The following is a 21,324-nucleotide window of genomic DNA, read 5'->3' as shown; positions in this document are numbered from 1 at the left end:
GGGTCGGGGTGACGGCGTTGAGGGCGGTGACGCGTCTCGTCCTGCTGCGTGCGCGCGCCCACCGTCTGCTGCTCGCCGCCGCGCTCCTGACCGTCCTGCTGACCACGGCCGTCCTGGCCACCCTCACCGCCTACGCGGGCGCGATCGGCGACTCGGCCCTGCGCCACTCGCTGCGGAGCCCCCGGAACGCGGCGGACAGCGCCCTCGTCGTCAAGGCCGACGTGCCCGCCGACCGCCGTGAGGCCGCCGACACCGCCGTACGGCAGGCGGCGCGGCGGGTCTTCGCCGGCCTGCCGGTGACCGTGCGGACGCTGGTGCGGTCGGGCCCCTACGCGCTCCCCCGCTCGCTCCAGCCGCCGTCCGAACGGTCCGGGGACCCGGCGCTGACGTACGTGGCGGCCATGGACGCGACGCAGATCCGGATCGTCGAGGGCCGGGCGCCCCGCGATGCCGCGCGGGGCGTCGAGGCGGCCCTTCCGGAGACCGCGGCCCGGCGCCTCGGTTTGCGACCGGGCGCCCGCCTCACCCTGGCCGACCGGCTCGGCGGCCCGAAGGTGCGGGTCACCCTGACCGGCGTGTACCGGCCCCGGGTGGCGGACGCGCCGTACTGGCAGCTGGACGACCTCGGCGGCCGGGGCGTCAAGACGGTCGACTTCACGACGTACGGCCCCCTGCTCGCCGCCCCCGAGGTGCTGGCCGGTGGCCGGGTGAGCTCCGGTCAGTCGGGCTGGCTGGCGTCGGCCGACTTCTCACGGCTGACGACCGCGCGGATCGATGAGCTGCGCGGGGCGGCCCGTTCCGGCGGCGCGGCCCTGCGCGGGCAGTCCGCGCTCGGCGGGACCACGGAGGCGTCGACCGGGCTGCCCGATGTCCTCGACCGGGTCCAGCGCTCCCTTCTGGTCTCCCGTTCGACCCTGCTGATCATCGCCCTGCAACTCGGCCTGCTCGCGGGCTGCGCGCTGCTCCTGGTGGCCCGGCTGCTGAGCGTCGAACGCGCCGCGGAGACACGGCTGTTGCGAGCCCGCGGCGCCTCCCGCACCCGGATCGCGTCCCTCGCCGCCCTGGAGGCCCTGCTGCTGGCCCTGCCGGCGGTGGTGTGCGCCCCACTGCTGGCGGCCCCGCTGACCCGGTTGCTGGCGAGGCAGGAATCACTGGCCCGGATAGGACTGCATCTGCAGGTCCCGGCCGGGGCCCGGCTCGGGGTGTGGCTGGTGGCGGCAGGCGTGGCCCTGGGCTGCGCGTTCGCGGTGACGTTACCCGCACTGAGGGCCGAGGGATCCCCGGCACGGGCCCTGCCGGCTCGGGGGCGCACGGGCGTGGGCACGAATGCGCGGCGGGGTCGGGGACGCACGGGTGCGAGCGCGGGTTAGGGGCTGGGACGGCGGGATACGGACCCAATTGCGGGTCACCGCCCGGGATGGCGGCGCACGGCCGCGAGTTCAGGTCTCCGGCCGGGATGGCGGCGCACGGACGCGAGTGCGGGTCTCCGCCCGGGATGGCGGCGCACGGACGCGAGTGCGGGTCTCCGGCCGAGTGCAGCTCTCCAGCCAGAACAGGGGCGCACTGGCCCGAGTGCGGGTCTCCCACCTGGCCCGGCGCACACGGACCCGAGCACAGACGTCCAATCGGGCAAGACGCACACGCACCCGAGCACCGACCTCCCGTCGGGCAAGACGCACACGCACCCGAGCAGCGACCTCCCGTCGGGCAAGACGCACACCAGCCCAAGCCGCGCGGGCACCCACCCCGGCCCCCGGCCCGGGCGGGCGTCGGCGCTGCCCGGTTCCGTGCGGGCCGGGGCGGATCTGGGGCTGCTGGCGGTGGCCGGGGTGGCGTACTGGCAGTTGGGGCGGCAGACCTCCGGCGCGGTGACCACCGCCCGCTCCGGCACCCTCGGCATCGACCCGCTCCTCGTCGCCGCGCCCGCGCTGGCGCTGCTCGCGGGAACGGTGCTGACCCTCCGTCTGCTCCCGCTCGTGGCCCGGCTCGCCGAGCGCCGGGCGGCCGGCGGGCGCGGGCTGACGGCGGCGCTGGCCGGCTGGCAGCTCAGCCGCCGCCCGATGCGCGGCGCGGGCCCGGTACTGCTGCTGGTCCTCGCCGTCGCGCTCGGCATGCTCGCCATCGGCCAGGGCGCCTCCTGGACCCGCTCGCAGAGCGACCAGGCCGACTTCGCCGCGGGCGCGCCGGTCCGGGTCCTCGGCGCCGGCGAGGCCGGTCCCGGCCGCACGGAGGCATACGCGGCCCTGCGCGGCGTACGCGAGGCCGCGCCCGCCGTACGCACCGAACTCCCCCTCTCCGGCGACCGCACGGCCGATCTGCTCGCCCTGGACACCGCACACGCGGCGGACATGATGCTGCTGCGCCGGGACCTGGCCCCCGAGCCGGTGCGGCCACTGCTCGCCCCCCTGGGCCCGAGGACGGCGACAACGGGGGCCCAAGTGCCCGCCCACACCACCCGGTTGGACGTGACGGCGACCCTGCGCGGCTCACCCGGCACGGGCACCTCGGCCGACGTGACGGCCACCCTGGAGGACGGCTACGGCACCCCGTACGCGGTCCCGGCGGGCGAACTCCCCGCCGACGGCCACCGGCACACGCTCGAACTTCCGCTCCCCGGTGGGCCGTTGAAGCTCACAGGGCTGCAACTGGTCGTGTCGGTACCGCGAGGCCAGGCCGAACAACACCGGCTCACGATCGGCGAGTTGACGGCGAAGGCAGCGGACGGGTCGGCGCGGAGGATCCCGCTGCCCCCGTCCTGGAAGGTGTCCTCGTCGAGCGACGGAGACGTGTCCTCGCCCGACCCGAGGACCAACCCGAAGCCCCCGACGGTGAGTTCGTCGCCGCTGACGGTCACGTACGGCACCGGGTACGTGCCCGCCGACGAACCCTGGGCCTCCGCCTCGCTGACGGTACGGGCGCAGGTCGCGCAGGCCGCGCCGCCCGAGGTCACGGCGGTCGCGACCGACCGCTTCCTCGCCTCGTCCGGCGCGCACACCGGGCAACGGGTGGACGTGACCCTCTCCGGCGAGACCGTGCCGGTACGGATCGTGCGCTCCGTACGGGAGTTGCCGACGACCGGCGACGCGGACGGGGGCGCGCTGCTGGTGGATCTGCGGGCGGTGAACCGGGTGCTGGAGAGGCGGTACGGGGTGAGTGTGACGCCGACGGAATGGTGGCTGCGGACCGATCCGGGCGCCACGGACCGGGTCGCCGCGGCCCTGCGCGCGCTGCCCGACCTGGATCCCTCCCAGGTCGTCGTACGGGACGAGACGGCGGCGCAGCTGCGGGACGATCCGTTCGGCGCGGGCCCCGAGGCGGCGTTCGCGGCGGCGGCCGGGGTCGCGGCGGCCCTGGCGGCGGTCGGCTTCGCGGTCAGCGCGGCGGGCTCCCTGCGCGAGCGGGGCGCCGAACTCGCGGTCCTGCGCGCCCTGGGCGCCCCGCGCCGCCGGCTGGCCCGCATGATCGCCGTCGAGCAGGGCGTGCTGGTCGCGCTGGCGCTGGTGGTGGGGACCGCGCTGGGCACGGTGCTGGCGCGCGCCGTGATCCCGCTGATCGTCCTGACGACCGAGGCGACCCGCCCGGTGCCGGGCGTCCTGGTCCGGCTGCCCGCCGGGGAGGTGGCGGTGCTGCTGGCCGCGGTGGCGGTGACGCCGCTCGTGGTGACGGCGGCGCTGGCGGTACGGCGCGGGGACCCGGTGGTGTCGTTGCGGGAGCAGGGGGGCGAGTGAGATGAACTCGGTGCCGGCTCCCTGGGTGCGGACGCGGCTGCGCACCGCCCCCGTGGCCGCTCTCGCGCTCGCGCTGCTGGTGGCGGTGACCGCGTGCCTGGCGGCGGCGCTGCCGCGGGCGGTCGACCGGTACGAGGACGCCGGTCTGCGCCGGTCGGTCGAGCGGGCCCGGCCGCAGGCCACCAACGTGGCCGTGTTCGCCGAGCCGCCCTCCGCCTATCTGCCGCAGCAACGGCGGGAGTTGGCGCTGAGCCCCGCGCGGCTCGGCACGCAGTACGCGGGACTCCTGCGGGCCGTTCCGCGCCCGCTGGTCGCCGACCGCGCCCAGTCGACGTACGGCGTGCGCACCGCCGTACCCCTGCAGGTGCCGGATCTGTGGCTGCCGCGGCCGAGCGGGCTGCCGGCGCAGTTCTCCCTCGCCGCCCAGCAGGGTGTCGGCGCGCACGCCGAGAAGGTCACCGGCCGGCTGCCGCGGGCCACGGCGCCGGTGACGGCACAGACCCGTGACGTGGAGGCGGTCGTCACCGCCGAGACCGCCAAGTCCCTGCGCATCAAGGTCGGTTCGGTGATCCACGTACCGGGTGAGCGGCGTCCCGCGCTCGCCGTGCACATCACCGGCATCGTCACCCCGCGCGACCCGCAGGGCCCGTACTGGGCCAGTCAGCCCCTGCTGCGCACGCCCAGCCTGAACCGGGTGCCCGGCGGGGGCGCCGACGCCGCCCGGTACTGGCTGGGCGCCCTGCTGCTGGCCCCAGAGGCGGCCCCGGCGCTGCTGGGCACGCCCTCGGCCGCATGGCGTTACTGGCAGTTGGCCCCCGCGGACCTCCATCTGCACGCGTACCAGGTGGACCGCCTCCGCTCGGCCGTCGCCTCCCTGGAGTCGGGCCCGGCCCTGCGGCAGGTGCGCGCGCTGACCGATCTGTCGGCGACCGTGAACACGGGCTTCGACGACGTCCTCGGCTCCTTCACCGGTCTGCGCGACGGCGTCCGCCCGCTCGTCGCCGTCGCCGCCTTCGGCACCGGCACGGTCGCCGTGGTGGTCCTGCTGATGGCGGGCGGCCTCGCCGCGGACCGCCGCCGCGCCGAACTGACCCTGCTGCGCGCCCGGGGCGCCTCCCTGCCGGGCCTGGCGGCCCGGCTGTTCGCCGAGACGGCCGTCGTCGCCGTCCCGGCGGGCGCCCTGGGCCTCGCGACCGCCCTGCTCGCCCTCCCCGACGCCCGCACCGGCCAGGCGGTCGCGTCCGCCGCGGCCGTCACCCTGCTCGCCTCTCTGACCCTGCCGCTGCGCGCGGTGGCCGCGCACCACTCCGTGCGGATCCACGCGGGCCGAGGGGACGTCACGTCCGTACGACCGTCCCGGCGCCGTACGGTCGCGGAGCTGACGCTGCTCGTGGTGACCCTGGGCGCGGTGGAGACCCTTCGCCGGCAGGGCACGGACGGCGATCAACTGGCCGCGCTGGCACCGGTGTTGGTGGGAGTGGCGGCGGCCCTGCTGCTGGTGCGCCTCTACCCGCTCCCGCTGCGCGCCCTGGCCCGCCCAGCCGCCCGGCTGCGCGGCACGGTGGCCCATCTGTCCCTGGCCCGGGCGGCCCGCGCCTCCGCCTCCACGGTCCTCCCCCTGCTGGCGCTGCTCACTGCCCTCACCACGGCGGCCTTCGGCGGCTCGGTCCTGGCCGGCGTCCACGCGACCCGCGACCGGGCGGCCCTCCTCACGGTCGGCGCGGACGCCCGAATCGAAGCGCCGACGGGGGTTCTGCCGACGACCCTGCCGGACCGGGTCCGCCGGACGCCGGGTGTGCGGGGGACGGCCGCGGTGAGCATCGAGTACCAGGCGAAGCCCGGCGACCAGAGCACCTCGGTACCGCTGGTGGGCGTGGACCCGCGCGGCTACGCCGAGTTGGCCTCCCGGACGGGTCTCGGTGCCTTCGGCGAGGGCGAGTTGACGGGCCGCGCGGCGGACGGCACGGTGCCGGCGCTGGCCTCCCCCTCCGTCGCCTCGCGCTACGGCACCCGGTCGGTCCCGGTCCGTCTGGAGGACGGCGGCTCCATCACCGTCCGTATCACGGCGGTCCGCTCCCGCACGCCGGCGGTGATCGGCGACGACTTCCTGGTGGTGAACGGCACGGCCCTGACGCCCGCCACCCGCCGTCCCACCGCCCTCCTCCTCACCGGCCCCCACCTCGACGTCCCCGCCCTGCGCCGTGCCGTCGGCAACTCCGCCCCGCTGCAACTGCGTTCCGCCGAACGCGCCCGTTACGCCGACTCCCCGCTCCAGTCCGGCGCGGAGCACGTCTACACGGCGGCCGTGGCGGCGGGCGCCGGTTACGCCGTCCTGTCCCTCCTCCTGACGCTCCTGCGCACGTCTCCCGAACGCGCGGCCCTGCTGGCCCGGTTGCGCACGATGGGCCTCCCCCGTTCCGCCGGCCGCCGTCTGCTGGTCCTGGAGTCCGTGCCGCAGGCGGGACTTGCCGCGCTGGGCGGCATCCTGACCGGCTGGGCGACGATCCGGCTCCTGTCCCCGGGGCTTGACCTGACGACGGTCGCGGTGGCCGGCCACCAAGCCCCGGTCGGGGACGCGGCGTTGCGCACGGACGTCACGTCCCTGCTCCTCCCGGCGGTCACGATCCTGCTGGTGACGGTGGGAGTGGCGGGAGTTCAGGCGTGGTGGACGGGGCGGCGGGGGACGGTCGGGGAGTTGCGGGCGGGAGATGCGCGATGAGCAGTGCCCTTGAGATACCGAAGCCGACAGCTGGGAGCGTGTGATGACAGGGTCCGACCCCACCCTCGCCGACCTCGCGGCCCGCGCCCGGTCCGCCCGTGAGCAGCCCGTCTACGGCCAGGACGCACTCATCACCTGTGACCGGCTGGTCCGCATCTTCGCCGCGGACGGCATCGAGGTCCAGGCCCTGCAAGGCCTCGACCTCCTCGTGCAGGAGGGCGAACTGATGGCACTGGTGGGCGCGTCCGGCAGCGGCAAGTCCACCCTCATGAACATCCTCGCCGGCCTCGACACCCCCACGGCCGGAGCGGCCCGCGTCGCCGGGCAGGACCTCCTCACGATGACCGCGAAGGACCGCCTCACCTACCGCCGCAGCACCGTCGGCTTCGTCTGGCAGCAGACCTCCCGCAACCTCCTCCCCTACCTCACCGCGGCCCAGAACATCGCCCTCCCGATGCAGCTGGCCGGCCCGGGAAAGCGCCGCAGGCAGGCCGAACGCGCCCAGGAACTCCTGGAGTTGCTGGAGATCCCCGACTGCGGCGACCGCCGCCCGCACCAGCTCTCCGGCGGCCAGCAGCAACGCGTGGCGATCGCCGTGGCCCTCGCCAACGACCCCGCGGTCCTGCTCGCCGACGAACCCACCGGCGAGCTCGACTCCCACACCGCCGAGCAGGTCTTCGCCGCGTTCCGCACCGCGAACGAACGGCTCGGCACGACCATCGTGATCGTCACCCACGACCAGGCCGTGGCCGGTGAGGTCCGCCGCACGGTCGCCATCCGCGACGGCCGCACCTCCACGGAGGTCCTGCGCCGCAGCGAGGTCGACGAGACGACCGGCCACGAGACGGTGGTCGCCCGCGAGTACGCCATGCTGGACCGGGCCGGCCGCCTCCAGCTGCCCGCCGACTACACACGGGCCCTGGGCATGCGCGACCGCGTGGCCCTCGAACTCGAGCCGGACCACATCGCCGTATGGCCGGACGACAGCGACCGGACGTGAGGCGGTGGGCGACTAGCGGACGCTGACGTCCAGCGCGCCGAGTCCCGCCCGCCGTACGGCGACCGACCCGTACGGGGTTCGCAGCCGCAGCCACGCCCCGGACGAGAACAACGCCGGTTCGATGCCCTCGGCGCGCAGGAACCCCAGGGACTGGGCCGCGTGCACGGCCCGTACCGGAAGGCGGGTGTCACCGACCGTGCGGGACCATATCTCCCGCCCGATCCGGTCGAGTTCGGCCCGGGTACGCCGCTCGGTCGCCAACTCCTCGGTCCGGGACCGGAATTCGGCGACCGCGGCGGAGACCATGGAGCGCAGCGCGTCCGGCGCCGGCAGTCCCGGCTCCGGCCGCCAGCCACCGCGCGGGGGCAGCACTCCCGCCCACGGCGGTCCGGTCACCGCGTCCGGGACGACGGCCGTGGCCGCCGACTCGTCCACGGATTCCAGGAGTTCACCGGCGGAGACGGTGACGTCAAGCGTGACATCGAGCCCGTTCTCGTACGGCTTCGCGAGCCGCACCGCGCGGATCGCCAGCACCTCGAAGGACGGCGGCCGTCCGAAGACGGCGAGCGCGGTGCCCGCGGCCTGCAGACGGACGGCGGCCCCACGATCGTAGTGCAGCAGCCGGGAGAGGAAGGCCGCGAGGTCCGCCGCCTCCCCCTCGTCGGCGAGGTGGAGCACCGTCATGCGGCGACGGCCTCGTCGTCGTCCCGGTACTCGCCGAGGAACTCGCGCTCCTCGGGGGTGAGCCGGCGCGGCCGCTCGTGCTCGAAGTCGAACGGCACGACCACCGTCGAGGCGCGCACGTAGACCAGGTCGTCGTCCTTCACCTCGTAGGCGATGGTGAAGGACGCGGCCCGGATCTCCGTGACCCACAGCTCGATGTCCACCGGGTGGTGGCGGTGGACGAGCTGTCGCTTGTAGTCGATCTCATGGCGCGCCACCACGGACCCCTGCTTGAAGTCCTTCTCCGGCCGGAACAGGAAGTCGATACGGGCTTCCTCCAGGTACCGGATGAAGACGGCGTTGTTGACATGGCCGTAGGCGTCCATGTCCGACCAGCGCAGGGGGCAGCGGTAGATGTGGCGCAAGACCGATCAGCCCCGGGTCAGCTTCTTGTAGGTGGCACGGTGCGGACGCGCCGCGTCCGGGCCGAGCCGCTCGATCTTGTTCTTCTCGTACGACTCGAAGTTGCCCTCGAACCAGAACCACTTGGAGTCGCCCTCGTAGGCGAGGATGTGGGTCGCGACCCGGTCCAGGAACCACCGGTCGTGGGAGACGACCACGGCGCAGCCGGGGAACTCCAGCAGCGCGTTCTCCAGGGAGCTGAGGGTCTCCACGTCGAGGTCGTTGGTCGGCTCGTCGAGGAGCAGCAGGTTGCCGCCCTGCTTGAGGGTGAGCGCGAGGTTGAGCCGGTTGCGCTCACCGCCGGAGAGGACGCCGGCGGGCTTCTGCTGGTCGGGGCCCTTGAAGCCGAATGCGGAGACGTAGGCCCGGCTGGGCATCTCGACCTGGCCCACGTTGATGTAGTCCAGCTCGTCGCTGACCACGGCCCACAGGGTCTTCTTCGGGTCGATGTTCTCGCGGCTCTGGTCGACGTACGAGATCTTGACGGTCTCGCCGACCTTGATGGAGCCGGAGTCGGGCTCCTCCAGCCCCTGGATCATCTTGAAGAGGGTGGTCTTGCCGGCGCCGTTGGGGCCGATGACGCCGACGATGCCGTTGCGCGGCAGGGTGAAGGAGAGGTCCTCGATGAGGACCTTCTCGCCGAAGGCCTTGTTGAGGTTGTTGACCTCGACGACGATGCTGCCGAGCCGCGGGCCCGGCGGGATCTGGATCTCCTCGAAGTCCAGCTTCCGCATCTTCTCCGCCTCGGCGGCCATCTCCTCGTACCGGGCGAGCCGCGCCTTGGACTTGGCCTGCCGCCCCTTGGCGTTGGACCGCACCCACTCGAGCTCTTCCTTGAGCCTCTTGGCGCGCTTGGCGTCCTTCTGCCCCTCGACCTTCAGACGGGTCTGCTTGGTCTCCAGGTACGTGGAGTAGTTGCCCTCGTACGGGTAGGCGCGACCGCGGTCGAGCTCGAGGATCCACTCGGCGACGTTGTCGAGGAAGTACCGGTCGTGGGTGATCGCGACGACGGTGCCCGCGTACTTGGCGAGGTGCTGCTCCAGCCAGTTCACCGACTCGGCGTCGAGGTGGTTGGTGGGCTCGTCGAGAAGCAGCAGGTCGGGGGCCTCGAGCAGCAGCTTGCACAGCGCGACACGCCGCTTCTCACCACCGGAGAGGGTGGTCACGGGCCAGTCACCGGGCGGGCACCCGAGGGCGTCCATGGCCTGCTCCAGCTGAGCGTCCAGATCCCACGCGTTGGCGTGGTCCAGCTCCTCCTGCAGCTTGCCCATCTCGTCGAGCAGCGCGTCCGAGTAGTCGGTCGCCATCAGCTCGGCGATCTCGTTGAACCGGTCGAGCTTGCCCTTGATCTCGGCGACACCCTCCTGCACGTTCTCCAGGACGGTCTTCTCCTCGTTCAGCGGGGGCTCCTGCAGCAGGATCCCGACGCTGTAACCGGGCGACAGGAAGGCATCACCGTTCGACGGCTGCTCCAGCCCCGCCATGATCTTCAGAACCGTCGACTTACCGGCCCCGTTCGGACCGACGACACCGATCTTCGCTCCCGGCAGGAAGTTCAGGGTGACATCATCGAGGATCACCTTGTCGCCGTGCGCCTTGCGCGTCTTGCGCATGGTGTAAATGAACTCAGCCAAGAGAAACCGTCCGGCAGCTTGAAATCTGGCAGTGGGCAGATACACCCCATCTTGCCGTACCGCCACCCCTGGGCGGAAACGCGTATGCCCGGGACCGTCTGACCTGGGGTTTCGCGTCAGCCCGGGGGTGCGGTCGGGCAGAACGAGCCGGCTCGGCTTACGACGGCGAGGTCTCAGCCAAGCCGCTTGCGCGGTGGGCGGGACAGGGGTGAAGGTCGTCGCGTCGCCCGCTGTGGCTGTGGGCTCGGTCGCTCACCAGTCGCAGGAGACGTCGGTCAGGCCGCCTCTGACCACCGGGTCGGTGTTCGTGCCGCTGACGCGCAGAACGCCGGCGTCACGGCCCCAGCGCAACGCGTACGTGCCCGCCGCCACGGGGCGGTAGCCGTCGTCGACCGTCCAGGATCCCGACTCACCCAGGGCCAGGCCGGTGTGTCCCACCGCGTACGCCTCGCCGTTGCCGACCACGAGGAACGACGTCTCCCGCACCACGGCCGTGCAGCCGCCCGGACCCGTGGGGCTCAGTACGTGGTACCGCGCGTCCGAGATCAGATCGTCCCCCGCTCCCCAAGCCGTGCCGAGCACCGCCGCGCCCAACAGCAGCCCCTCCCCCAACCGCACCGGCGTGACCCGCTTTCGGGCGGGCCTCACGGTCTCCGTATCGCGGGCCGCCTTGAGCAGCGCCCGGCGGACGACGAGCGCCAGGACGAGGAGAGCCCCGCTCACCTCCCAGCCGGGGATCACCCGCCCCCGCACGACCAGCAGCAGGCCGCTCCAGCTGACCGCGGCGGCCAGTGCCAGGCTCGCGATGCCCGCTGCCGTGCGGACGGCGGGCGACGACAGCCGCAGGTCGCGCTGTGTCCGTGCCGTGTCAGGCACCCGGGTGCCGGTACGGCTGCTGCTGCGGCTGTCCGTACGCCGGCGCGCCGGGGGCGCCCGCGGCCTGGGCCTGGAGCTGCTCGGCCTGATCCTTCGTCAGCTTCTGTTCCGCACCGCAGAAGGTGCACTGCGTCGCGTACTTCGTCGAGATGGGAAACAGCGGCACGAAGAACAGCGTGAACTTCATGACGCGCTTCCTGAGCGTGTGCGCGGCGGGATTGCCGCACTGCCCGCACACCAGCGTCAGTATCGCGAGCTGGTACAGGTACCCCCTGGTGCCAAAGATGATCACGAGTCGGCCCTTCTCCGGTCGGTGCTTTCCATGTCACTCAATCGTCCGCGCAGCTCGCCCGGCCAGCAGCAGCGCGGTGGCCACCACCACCCCGGCGACCCCGGCGACCCCCGCAGAGCGGAACGCCCGGGACGAGCGCCACGACAGGACCGACCAGCGCGACTGGGCCGAGAGCACGGAACCCGCGCTCAGCCACGACCCCGCCGAGACCAGCGACAGCGCCGAGCCGATCGAGCCGGCCGAGAGCGCGCTGCCGATCGAGCCGACGGACAGCGCCGACCCCACGGACCCGATGGACAGGACCGAGCCCACCGAGCCGATCGACAGCACGGAGTCCTGCGACCACAGGGACAGCACGGAACCGGAGCAGGCGGACTGCTGCACGGACGGTACGGATGACTTGGTCATGAAGTCATCTTGCCCGCACCCTCACTCCCCCGTGGGCGCGTTCTTCTTTCCCACCAGGACGAGCGCCGCTCCGCCGATCACCACGAGTCCGATGGCGACTCCCGCGATCAGCGGGGTGACGCTGGAGCCACCGGTCGCGGCGAGGTTGGTGTCGTCGGCGACGCCGCCCACCGTGGCGGGGCTGGGCTCGGCGAGGGTCTGCACGGCGTCGCCGTTCCCGCTGCTGCCCTGTGTCCGGCAGTCGAGGATCCCGGTGAACCGCTGGTCGAATCCGTTCGGCCCGGTGATGGTGAAGTCGTACTGCTGGTCCTCCTGCAGCGGGATCGTCACCGTGCGCGACTCGCCGGCCGGGATGCTGTAGGTGGCTTCCATGAGCGAGAAGGTGAACGGCTCGTCGCCCTGGTTGGCCGCGGTGATGTCCAGGCCGCCCTTGGCGCAGTTCTTCACGGCGGACAGGGCCGGTATGGCGCCCTGCTTCGCCCAGGTCGCGCTCGCCGTCGCCGAGACCGTGGACTCGCTGGAGCCGGCCAGGATCTGCGTCTGGCTGCGGCTGTCGGAGGTGAACGCCCGCCCCACGGGCACGGTCGTGGAGGCCTGCACGGTCAGCTCGGCGGAGCCGGCCGCCGCGTCCTCGGGGACGTCGAAGAAGACCTGGCTGCCGTTGACCGCCGAGGTCAGCGGCTTGCCGTCCTTGCCGACGATCCGCACCCCGGTGGTGGCCGCGTCCGCCGGCGGCGTCAGCGTCACCCCGGTCGCGTTGGTGTGCACGGTCACCGGGCCGAGCAGCTCGCCGGGGTGGCCGGAGACCGCGGGCGGGTCGAGGGTCAGCGACGCCTGGGGTTCGGGCACGGAGACGGCCGCCTTCTGCAGGTAGTCGGCGAGCTTCTCCGCCTGCGGGTCGACCGCGTCGACGTCGGCGCCGTCCGAGTAGCGCCAGATCGCCACCTGGGTGCCGGCCGCCGCGTCCTGCTCGGTCAGCCCCTTGGCGCCCGCCTCGGCGGCGAGCGTCGCGAGGTCGTTGACCTGGGGGTAGGAGTTCTCGAGGATCCAGCGGATCTTGCCCGCGTTCTTGTTGGCGCCCAGCGAGGTCCCGCTCCAGGACGTCTCCTGGTACTTCGCGTCCCGCTGGGTGGGGTTGTGGAGGTCGACGCAGTACGTCTGCAGCATGCCGCCGCCGTCGACGGACATCTCGAACAGGCCCGCCGAGACCTGTACGTCCCCGGAGGCGTCGTGGATCATCGCGGCGCCGTACGTCTTGAGGCCGCCTATCGTGGCGGTCGCCCCGGCCTGGGTCTGTGTCGGCTCCGCCGCGGTCGCCGTGCCCGCCCCGGCGAGCGCGCCGACGGCCACGAGTCCGGACACCAGCGTCGCGGCGGCGAGACGGAACGTCCCTCGCCCGCGCGTCCACCGCGCTGAGAACGAAGCAAACACGAATTCCCCTTCGTGCAGGAACCGTTGACATGGGGGGGCGTGGTCACATCAGCAGCATCAGAAGCCCCAGGAGTTATGTCCGGCATCCTAAGGAAGCCACGCACCGAACCTCCCGGTCATACCGTCACACAAGCCACTCGACTCGGAATCGTTATCGCCGAGACATCACGGAGCAGGCCTGTGAGCAGGGCTTATCGACAAATACACCAGGTCGTTCGGAACGCATTCGCCGATAAGCCGCAGTCCGGTCGGCTCGGGGCGCTGTCCGACATGTCAGCTCGGGTTCGTCTGACATCACGTCACAGCGGCGGGTTCCGGCTCCCGTTGCCCTGCCTCCACCGCCGACTCCCCCGGTGCGGTCTCCCAGTTGGGCTCGTCCTGCCGCTGCGCCGGGACGCCCGTCGCCGTCTCCGTCCGGACCGGGCGCCGGAAGGCCGACGTACCGCGCGCGAGGTCGTGTCCGATCGCCGTCGCGTCGAGGTCGGCCGAGATCCAGTTCTGCCCCTCGCGCTGCTCCGAGCGGACCTTGAGCCTGCCCTGGACCACGACCGGGTCGCCGACGTTGAGTGACGCCGCCACATTGGCCGCCATCTGCCGATTGGCCCACACCGTGAAGAAGTTGGTGTGCCCGTCGGTCCAGAGGTTCTTCTCCCGGTCCAGGTACCGCGTGGTCACGGCGAGCCGGAACCGCGCCGACGGCCCCGTCACCGTCTCCCGGTAGGCCGGCCGCGTGGCCACGTTGCCGACGGCGCAGATGATCGTCTCGTTCATGGTGAACCCCTCCCTCACCCGGCCGCGGGGGCCGGGCGGACATGCCTACGGGCCTGTCCCGTACGGCTGCGTCTGCCACGGCGGCCGCACGTCCTTCGCGCTGCCGCCGCCGCGGTGATCACGTCCTCGCGATCGCCGCACGACCAGACTGCCCCCGTTCGGCCCGACCCCGCCGAGCCCTGTGGACCACGAACGACCTGTGGAAAACTCCCTCACCCCTACGAGTGAGTCTCCGGCGGCCGGTCCACCATCACCCCGTCTCACCTGCCCGGGACCCGCGACCCGGGACCCGCGACTCGCGGCCCGTGGCTCACCTCGCCGTCGCTCCGACCCCGGCGACCCGCCCGTATTGCTCCCGCACCTCCCGGTACCGCAGCAGCTCGGCCGCCACCGGATCCAGCACCCGGGCCCGCCCGCATCCCGCAGCCGCCTCCCGCAATCGCCGTTCCGCGTCGGCGCCGTACCGCCGCGCCGGGCCGCGTGCCGCCATCCGGCAGCTCCACTCGACGAGCGGGCCGCCGACGATTCCGGTGACCATCAGCAGTACCGGCACACCGAGATTGGGCGCCATGAACCCGATGATCTGCCCCAAAAGCCACAGCCCGCCCACGATCTGCAGAAGGGTCATGGACGCCTGGACGAGCACCGCGGCGGGCCACCAGCCCGGCCGCGGCGGGCGCCCCGGCGGCAGCCCGGCCCGCGCCGCGAGTTCGTCCAGTGCCTCGGGCAGCCCCTGTGAGCCCCGTACGGCCGCCTCGCGCACCGCCAGCGCCCACGGCGCCGGCAGCCCGGACGAGGCCCGGTCCGCCAGTGTCCGTACGGCCTGCTCGACGCGCTGGCGTGCCGTGGCCTTCTCGTCGGGCTGCGCGCGCACCGGCAGCCGCCCGGTCTGCGGCTCGAACCGGTCCTGGTACCAGCGCCACAGCCGCAACCAGGGCGTCCCGCAGGCGCGGTTGGCGTTGCGCAGCCACGCCCGTTCGGCCGCCTCGCCCGCGGCCGTGGCGCCCACCGCGTCCGCGAGCCGGGCGGCGAACTCGTCGCGCGCCTCCTCGCTCAGCCCGGTCCGCCGCCGGATGGCGTACACCGGCCGCAGCCCGACCGCGGCGGCGTCCACGTCGGCCGAGATCCGGCGTGCCGGGGCGCGGCGTTCCGCCACGAACTGGCCCAGGGCCTCGCGCAGTTCGCCGACGCCGTCCCCGGTGAGCGCGGACAGCGCGAGCACGGTCGCGCCGGGTTCGCCGTACTCCCCCAGAGCGATCCCGTCCTCGTCGAGGAGCCGTCGCAGGTCGTCGAGGACCTGGTCGGCGGCCTCGCCGGGCAGCCGGTCGACCTGGTTGAGGACGACGAACATGACCTCCGCGTGGCCCGCCATGGGCCGCAGGTAGCGCTCGTGCAGCACGGCGTCCGCGTACTTCTCCGGGTCGACGACCCAGATGACGGCGTCGACGAGCGTCAGGATGCGGTCCACGTGTTGGCGGTGCTGCACCGCGGCGGAGTCGTGGTCGGGCAGGTCGACCAGGACCAGCCCGCACAACTGCGTGTCGTTGTCGCCGTTCTGCAGGGGCCGGCGGCGCAGTCGCGGCGGGATGCCGAGCCGTTCGATGAGGCCGGCGCCGCCGTCGCTCCAACTGCACGCGACGGGCGCGGCGGTGGTGGGCCGGCGTAGCCCCGTCTCCGAAATGGGCACCCCGGCGAGCGCGTTGAACAGCTGGGACTTGCCGCTGCCGGTCGCGCCCGCGATGGCGACCACGGTGTGCTGCCCGGACAGCCTGTGCCGCGCCGCCGCCTCGTCCAGCACCCGTCCGGCCTCGGCGAGCGTCCGGCTGTCGAGCCGGGTGCGGGAGAGCCCGACCAGTTCCCGCAGGGCGACGAGACGCGAGCGCAGCGTACTGTCGTAGGTGAGCGGGGCGGCGGACTGCGCGCTGTGCGCCCGGCTCTCCACCAGGGCCGCGTGCTCGGCGGCGGCCCCCTCGGTCACCCGGCGAGCGATGAGCCCGTCGTCCCAGGAGTCCGCGGGGTCGGCGGGGTCCGCGGATGCCTGGGAATCCCCGGGAGCCGTTGACTTCCCGGTATCCCTGGCCTCCCCGGTATGCCTGGACTCCCCGGTATGCCTGGACTTCCCGGTCTGCCAGGAGTCGGTACGACCCGAGTCGCTGCTCTCCACGCGCGCGTGGTGCTCGCGGGCGCCCTCCCAGGGGCTGTCGTCGCCGTTCTCCTCCTGGAGGCCCTTCTCGGAAGCGCTCTCCCCCTTGCGGCCGTTCTCCCGGTCGTCGTGCTTGGGCACCGTGTCCCCCGCGTGGTCGGCGTGCTCGGTGTGGTCCTGGTCAGTGACGGCGGTCACCGGTCACCTCTCCTTCTGCAGTACGGACAGCGCGGCGATGAGCTCGGCCTGGGGCTCGGGATGGACGTCGAGGGCGTCCAGGGGGGCGAGCCGGCGTTCGCGCTCGGTGTGCATCACCCGGTCCAGGTGCTCGGTGAGCAGCCGTCCGCCCCGGTCGCGCAGCCGCAGCGCCCCGTGGGCCCCGATCCGCTCGGCGAGCCCCTCACCCGCCGAACGCGCCCGGCGCCCGCCCAGCAGCGCCGTGGCGACCAGGGCGGCGACCGCCTCGGGGTCGGGGGCCACGCTCCGGTCGAGGGCGCGCACCTCGTCCTCGGCGTACTCCTCGAGCTCCCGCCGCCACCGCCGTACGGCCATCCCGATCCGGTGCTCGGCGCTCTCCAGGGACGGGTCAGGGTCCGCCAGCTCCGGGGCGCGCGCCGCGGGTTCGCGCCGCCAGGCGTCGTCCACGCGCTCGTCGGCGGCGGTCACGGCGCACAGCAGCAGCGCGGCCAGGCTCTCCACGAGCGCGTCGAGCAGTTCACCGGCGCTGCAGTCGAGCGGAAACGCGCGCCACCGCTTCAGCGCGTCCCCGGCGAGTACGGCCCCCGACTGCAACCGCCCACGCACGCGCGTGTGCTCGCTGTCGTACGCCGCCTCGACGGCGGAGGTGAGCCGCATGGCGGCGGCGTACTGGGCGGCGGCGGCGCCGGCGAGTTCGGGCATGCGGGCCTTGAGGGAGTTCAGCACCCCGTACGCGGTACGGGCCAGCGCGTGCTGCCGCGCCGCCGGATCCTGCGTCACATGGACGAGCCAGGTGCGCAGCGGCGCCACGGCGGTGGCCGGCAGCAGCCCGCCGCCCCAGGCGGACTCGGGCAGTTCGGGCACGGTGAAGCGCGGTACGTCGCCGAGGCCCGCCTTGGTGAGCAGCGCGCCGTACTGGCGGGACACCTCGGAGACGACCTGGTGCGGCACGCGGTCGAGGACGGTCACCAGGGTGGCGTCGTACTCCTTGGCGGTGCGCAGCAGGTGCCAGGGGACGGCGTCGGCGTACCGCGCGGCCGTGGTGACCATCACCCAGATGTCGGCCGCGCAGATGAGTTCGGCGGCCAGGACGCGGTTGTCGGCGACCAGGGAGTCGATGTCGGGGGCGTCGAGGAGGGCGAGGCCGCGGGGCACTGTGTCGGCGGTCTCGACGCGCAGTACGCGCGTGGGGTCCTCGCCGGGGAGCAACAGGTCCTCCGCCGTTTCCTGATGAGGCACCCACACGCGCGTGAGGTCGGGCAGCACCCGCATGCCGCTGAACCAGTGATGGTCCTCCGGATGGCAGACGAGCACCGGCGTCCGTGTGGTCGGCCGCAGCACGCCGGCCTCGCTCACGCGCCGCCCCACAAGGGAGTTGACGAGGGTCGACTTCCCGGCCCCGGTCGATCCCCCCACCACGGCCAGCAACGGGGCGTCGGGCTCCCGCAGGCGGGGCACCAAATAGTCGTCGAGCTGCGCGAGGAGTTCGTCGCGGTTGGCACGCGCGCGTGGAGCCCCCGCCAGGGGCAGCGGGAAGCGTGCGGCGGCGACACGGTCGCGCAGGGCGGAGAGTGCGTCGAGCAGCTGAGGCCGTACGTCCAAGGTCACCACATGCGAAGAATGCCCAATTTTAGGGGAATTCTGAAGCATATGGGCATGTCTGCGCGCCGACCGGACGCAAGGGGCACAAGGGACGACTGGGGCGAGGGCACAGTCCAGGCATAACGAGTGCACAACACCCGGTGCGCGAGGCGCCAAAAGCGATGCACGATTCGTACCTGCCTGCGATTATCAGGACCGCTTCACCGAACCTCCACATCGAGCCACGGAGGCGAAGCAACAGGGACACGGACGCGGGAGCCCTATCCTTGTCCCCGGCGACGTCACGGAACGGCCCACACCCGGGCACCCAAGACAGAGGCCACACACCCGGCCCCCGTAGCTCAGTGGATAGAGCAGGCGCCTTCTAAGCGCTTGGCCGCAGGTTCGAGTCCTGCCGGGGGCGCCCAAAACATGGCTGGTCTTCACCGGCGCGAGCCCCCGTGAGCGGGGTGACCACTTGCCGCGTCAAGCGGCCCAGCTCCTCGGCCGTCGCAGCCGGGACGGTCACCTGGAGCTGGATCTCACGCCGGGGCCGTAGATAGCGGACCTCCAGCTGGTAGGCGTCGTAGAGGCGGCGCTGCTCGGCTTCCGGGAGCTTCGCGAGGCTCGTGCCGAGCCGGGGCAGCAGGTCGATGAGGTCGGCATTCTGTTCTTCTTTGCCGCTCTGACTCTGTTCGCATTGGCGGAGCCGGGTGAGCAGCTCGCGGCGCTTGCGTTCATGGCGGTCGAAGCGTTCGCGGATGCTGCGGCGGAACTCGCGACTGGTTTCCGGGTCGCCGGCGTCTTCGTGTTCGTCGAGTTCGTCGAGGAGACGTTCTTTGCGGCGTTCGATGGCCTTGATCTCCTCGCGGAGTTGTTCGGCCTTCTGCGCGCTGGCGCCGAGGGCGGGTGCGGAGGCGGCCAGCTGAGCGCGGAGGTGCTCGGTACGGCGGGGGCCGAGGACGCGCTCGCCGAAGAACCAGTGGACCGCGTTGATGAGAATCTTCTCGCTGACCCACAGGGCCTTGGGGTGCTGGTCGAACCAGTCGGCGTTGCGGTGGTGGACGTCGTCGCGGTAGCAGACGTAGTGGGGGCGGCCTTTGCTGGTTCAACGGGAAGTCTGCGTTCCCGAGCACCCATCGCCGCGAGTTCCACAAGACCGGCAATCCGCCGCGCAACTCTTTCTTGCGCGTAGGCTCCGCGCCGGTGACCAACCACGACCTCGGGATCCAGCTGGGCGAGTTCCAGCACCGCCCCCACAGCATGGAAGTCCATGTCGACGGTCAGCTCGCCCAGACCGCGCCGGCGTACGTGTCGCGATTCCGGCTGCTGAACACGGTATTCGAGATCTTCGGTGTGGACTGCCCAGACATGGACATCAAGGTTGAGCACTCCGAGGATCTCGCACATGTACTGCTGCCTTTGTGGCCGCAGCAACATGAGCGGACCTGGTGGCCGCCGACCAGCCTGGAAACCCTGGGCGGTAGCAACGGTCTACTTCAGGTACCCATCATCGGCTCCTCCGTAGTGAGCCTGCCCCTGATGCGGCCGTGACGCGTCGGCGAACGGCTGGTTGTTGACGGATGCGGCCGGCGTCGGGCAGGTCGCCACCAAGTCCGGTTACGTCCTGGAAGGCACCGAGCGCGGCGCCACTGTCGGCGTCATGGGGCATCCGCTCGTGCCAGCACCCACTGCCACGACTCTCCCTCGCCTTGCCTGACGTGTTCGTCGATCAGCAGGGTGAAATGGGCATCGGCAAGGTGGCGCCGATTGATGTCCATGCCGTGGCTGGCGAAGAACATCGGGACTCCGAGCCACTCCTCGACTTCGTTGCGCGAGCCGCCGGTGCCGAAGGAGGCCAACAGGAGGCCGCCGAGGCGCAGCCAGGACGCAGCCTTTGCGATCATCGCCTGGTGCTCGTCGAGGGGGAGGTGGTTGAAGCAGTAGAAAGCGGTGATCGCGTCGAAGGACTCCGCGGGTAATTCGAGCGCGGTCATGTCCGCCTTGAGGAACCGGGCACGTGGCACTCGCTGCCGGGCGAGTGCGAGTTGGGCGGAGGAGATGTCGACGCCCATGACGCGGAACCGCTCGGCGAGCAGAGCAGTCGCCGGAACACCGGCGCCGCAGCCAAGTTCAACCACATCGGCCCCGGGAGTGAGCCGTTTGGACAGCTCCGCGATGAAGCGGGCCCGCGGATCGTCTTGGATCCCTTCACCGAACTCGGCGAGATACCGCCCGGCCATCGCGTCGTATCCAGCCTCGACCAGGGTCTTCGGATTGTCAGTCACGCGCACGCAAGCTATGCCGAGCGAGAGGGCCACGCCACCGGTTTTCCATTCGCCAAGCCACCCACCTTCTCCCCGGTACACCGGCTTTCCGCGATGTCGGCCGAACTCTCAAAAGGCGTCACGTGGGGTCAGTACCCTCCTCCACCACACTCGTAGATTCTGTAGCCGTCGAGTCCGCTCCCGGGGGGAGCGGCATCAACCGACTCCGCCCCTCGACAGCGACCGTGGCACAAATGCGCAGGTCAGCGCCGTGCGCACGACCAGCCATGTTTTGTGGCTCCTGCCGGGCGCGCCAACCTGCGGTCAGCGCTGCCTGGGATGATCAGGCGTGTACGAAGGCGGTTGCGCGGCTGCGTTGTTGCGGCTGGCCCCGCAAGGGTCAGGCGGAGGCCGCATTCCGTGCAGCCCGCGGCACTGGAGCGTCCGCCGGGCGAAGGGCCTGTGGGGGTTGGGCTGTTCACCGCTGACGGCGACCACGTTTGTCAAGGTACGAACGGCGGCACACAGCGAACTCGCTACGGTGGTCCTCTCGGCATGGAACCACGAGGGAGACGCGGTGCGGCTGCTGTTCGACATGGACGAGACAAGCCAGGAGGGCCTCGGCGACGACGGGTCCTTCGAGAAGGTCCAGGACGCCGTCGTCCGGCTCGTCGCCGAGCGGGAGGAGGACGACGGGCGGCCGGTCAACGAGTTCGCGGTCGCCCTGGAGTACCGGCATCAGGGGACGGAGGACGGGCGACTCGCGCTGTGGCGCACCGAGCATGTCCGCGCTCTGTTGCGCGAGTGGTTCCCGCGCAAGGTGACGTTGCTCCCCGATGACGAGGAGCTCACCGACGAGCGCGTCGACGCACCCGCGGCCGTCTGCGCCCTGGTCGGCTTCCTGGACGCGGCCGGGATCCTCGACCCCCGGTCCGACAGCCCGCAGGCACTGTGCGAGACCGCGGCCGCCGAGCGCGCCGGGTGGCGCCAGGACATGTTCGACCCGCGGTTCATGGGCACCGCCAAGTTCCTCATGCTGTCGGCCGCCGAACAGGGCGTCGACGTGCGGGACGAGAAGGCGCTCGACGGCTTCCTCACACTGGTCCGCGCCGGCCGGAGCGGTCTCGACCCAGAACAGCTCGCGCAGATCG

15 protein-coding genes, 1 tRNA gene and 3 pseudogenes are annotated in these 21,324 nt (G+C 72.5%); 8 read left to right on the top strand and 11 right to left on the bottom strand.

Annotated features, from left to right (window positions below; all coding sequences use genetic code 11):
- Nucleotides 1-26 precede the first annotated feature (26 nt).
- The 4 genes and pseudogenes from MKW14_RS32540 to MKW14_RS32525 form a co-directional block, all read left to right on the top strand.
- Nucleotides 27-1,316: pseudogene (locus MKW14_RS32540) on the top strand (FtsX-like permease family protein); the annotation flags it as partial.
- 444 nt (nucleotides 1,317-1,760) lie between these two features.
- Nucleotides 1,761-3,728, top strand: a pseudogene (locus MKW14_RS32535) (FtsX-like permease family protein); the annotation flags it as partial.
- A 1-nt stretch (nucleotide 3,729) separates the two neighbouring features.
- Nucleotides 3,730-6,447 carry an ABC transporter permease gene (locus MKW14_RS32530; RefSeq protein ID WP_240868832.1) on the top strand — a complete coding sequence of 906 codons (2,718 nt, stop codon included), beginning with the start codon at nucleotides 3,730-3,732 and terminating at the stop codon, nucleotides 6,445-6,447.
- A 43-nt stretch (nucleotides 6,448-6,490) separates the two neighbouring features.
- Complete coding sequence (locus tag MKW14_RS32525) at nucleotides 6,491-7,447, top strand: ABC transporter ATP-binding protein (RefSeq protein ID WP_240868829.1); 957 nt, start codon at nucleotides 6,491-6,493, stop codon at nucleotides 7,445-7,447.
- 12 nt (nucleotides 7,448-7,459) lie between these two features.
- On the opposite strand, the gene MKW14_RS32520 is transcribed toward MKW14_RS32525, so the two are convergent.
- The 10 genes from MKW14_RS32520 to MKW14_RS32475 all read right to left on the bottom strand — a co-directional run bounded on the left by MKW14_RS32520 (nucleotide 7,460) and on the right by MKW14_RS32475 (nucleotide 17,936).
- Complete coding sequence (locus MKW14_RS32520; RefSeq protein WP_240868826.1) at nucleotides 7,460-8,131, bottom strand: DUF8185 domain-containing protein; 672 nt, start codon at nucleotides 8,129-8,131, stop codon at nucleotides 7,460-7,462.
- Nucleotides 8,128-8,535, bottom strand: a complete 408-nt coding sequence (locus tag MKW14_RS32515) for an acyl-CoA thioesterase (RefSeq protein WP_240868823.1) — start codon at nucleotides 8,533-8,535, stop codon at nucleotides 8,128-8,130. The genes MKW14_RS32520 and MKW14_RS32515 overlap by 4 nt, the downstream gene beginning before the upstream one ends.
- Nucleotides 8,536-8,541: 6 nt before the next feature.
- The gene (ettA, locus tag MKW14_RS32510) at nucleotides 8,542-10,206 is read right to left on the bottom strand and encodes an energy-dependent translational throttle protein EttA (protein ID WP_240868821.1); all 1,665 of its coding nucleotides are present in this window, start codon (nucleotides 10,204-10,206) and stop codon (nucleotides 8,542-8,544) included.
- 252 nt (nucleotides 10,207-10,458) lie between these two features.
- The gene (locus MKW14_RS32505; RefSeq protein WP_240868820.1) at nucleotides 10,459-11,082 is read right to left on the bottom strand and encodes a hypothetical protein; all 624 of its coding nucleotides are present in this window, start codon (nucleotides 11,080-11,082) and stop codon (nucleotides 10,459-10,461) included.
- Entirely contained in the window at nucleotides 11,075-11,374 is a 300-nt protein-coding gene (locus MKW14_RS32500; RefSeq protein WP_240868818.1) for a zinc-ribbon domain-containing protein, read from the bottom strand. Before MKW14_RS32500 ends, MKW14_RS32505 begins: the two co-directional genes overlap by 8 nt.
- Nucleotides 11,375-11,407: 33 nt before the next feature.
- Nucleotides 11,408-11,782, bottom strand: a complete 375-nt coding sequence (locus tag MKW14_RS32495; RefSeq protein WP_240868816.1) for a hypothetical protein — start codon at nucleotides 11,780-11,782, stop codon at nucleotides 11,408-11,410.
- A 21-nt stretch (nucleotides 11,783-11,803) separates the two neighbouring features.
- Nucleotides 11,804-13,213: a Cys-Gln thioester bond-forming surface protein gene (locus tag MKW14_RS32490; RefSeq protein ID WP_240868814.1), complete on the bottom strand. Its 1,410-nt coding sequence runs from the start codon at nucleotides 13,211-13,213 to the stop codon at nucleotides 11,804-11,806.
- Between the two features lie 294 nt (nucleotides 13,214-13,507).
- The gene (locus tag MKW14_RS32485) at nucleotides 13,508-13,984 is read right to left on the bottom strand and encodes a single-stranded DNA-binding protein (RefSeq protein WP_240868812.1); all 477 of its coding nucleotides are present in this window, start codon (nucleotides 13,982-13,984) and stop codon (nucleotides 13,508-13,510) included.
- Nucleotides 13,985-14,294: 310 nt separating this feature from the next.
- Nucleotides 14,295-16,325 carry a GTPase gene (locus tag MKW14_RS32480; protein WP_240868808.1) on the bottom strand — a complete coding sequence of 677 codons (2,031 nt, stop codon included), beginning with the start codon at nucleotides 16,323-16,325 and terminating at the stop codon, nucleotides 14,295-14,297.
- A 3-nt stretch (nucleotides 16,326-16,328) separates the two neighbouring features.
- Nucleotides 16,329-17,936, bottom strand: coding sequence for a dynamin family protein (locus MKW14_RS32475; protein ID WP_240868806.1), 1,608 nt, complete (start codon nucleotides 17,934-17,936; stop codon nucleotides 16,329-16,331).
- Between the two features lie 321 nt (nucleotides 17,937-18,257).
- On the opposite strand from MKW14_RS32475, the gene MKW14_RS32470 reads away from it, so the two are divergent.
- The 3 genes from MKW14_RS32470 (at nucleotide 18,258) to MKW14_RS32460 (ending at nucleotide 19,460) form a co-directional block, all read left to right on the top strand.
- Nucleotides 18,258-18,330: transfer RNA gene (locus MKW14_RS32470), tRNA-Arg, on the top strand.
- Between the two features lie 315 nt (nucleotides 18,331-18,645).
- Nucleotides 18,646-19,101, top strand: coding sequence for a hypothetical protein (locus MKW14_RS32465; protein ID WP_240868804.1), 456 nt, complete (start codon nucleotides 18,646-18,648; stop codon nucleotides 19,099-19,101).
- Nucleotides 19,102-19,112: 11 nt separating this feature from the next.
- Nucleotides 19,113-19,460, top strand: a complete 348-nt coding sequence (locus MKW14_RS32460) for a hypothetical protein (protein ID WP_240868803.1) — start codon at nucleotides 19,113-19,115, stop codon at nucleotides 19,458-19,460.
- 107 nt (nucleotides 19,461-19,567) lie between these two features.
- Here the strand turns inward: MKW14_RS32460 and MKW14_RS32455 are convergent, their stop codons facing one another.
- Nucleotides 19,568-20,194, bottom strand: a complete 627-nt coding sequence (locus MKW14_RS32455; RefSeq protein ID WP_240868801.1) for a class I SAM-dependent methyltransferase — start codon at nucleotides 20,192-20,194, stop codon at nucleotides 19,568-19,570.
- Nucleotides 20,195-20,750: 556 nt separating this feature from the next.
- Between MKW14_RS32455 and MKW14_RS32450 the strand changes: the two are divergent.
- Nucleotides 20,751-21,324, top strand: a pseudogene (locus MKW14_RS32450) (hypothetical protein); the annotation flags it as partial.

Origin of the sequence: Streptomyces gilvus, assembly GCF_022513565.1 — a bacterium.
GTDB classification, from domain to species: domain Bacteria; phylum Actinomycetota; class Actinomycetes; order Streptomycetales; family Streptomycetaceae; genus Streptomyces; species Streptomyces gilvus.
The sequence above is the reverse complement of the archived record's forward strand: the minus strand, read 5'-3'. Positions and strand labels throughout refer to the sequence as shown.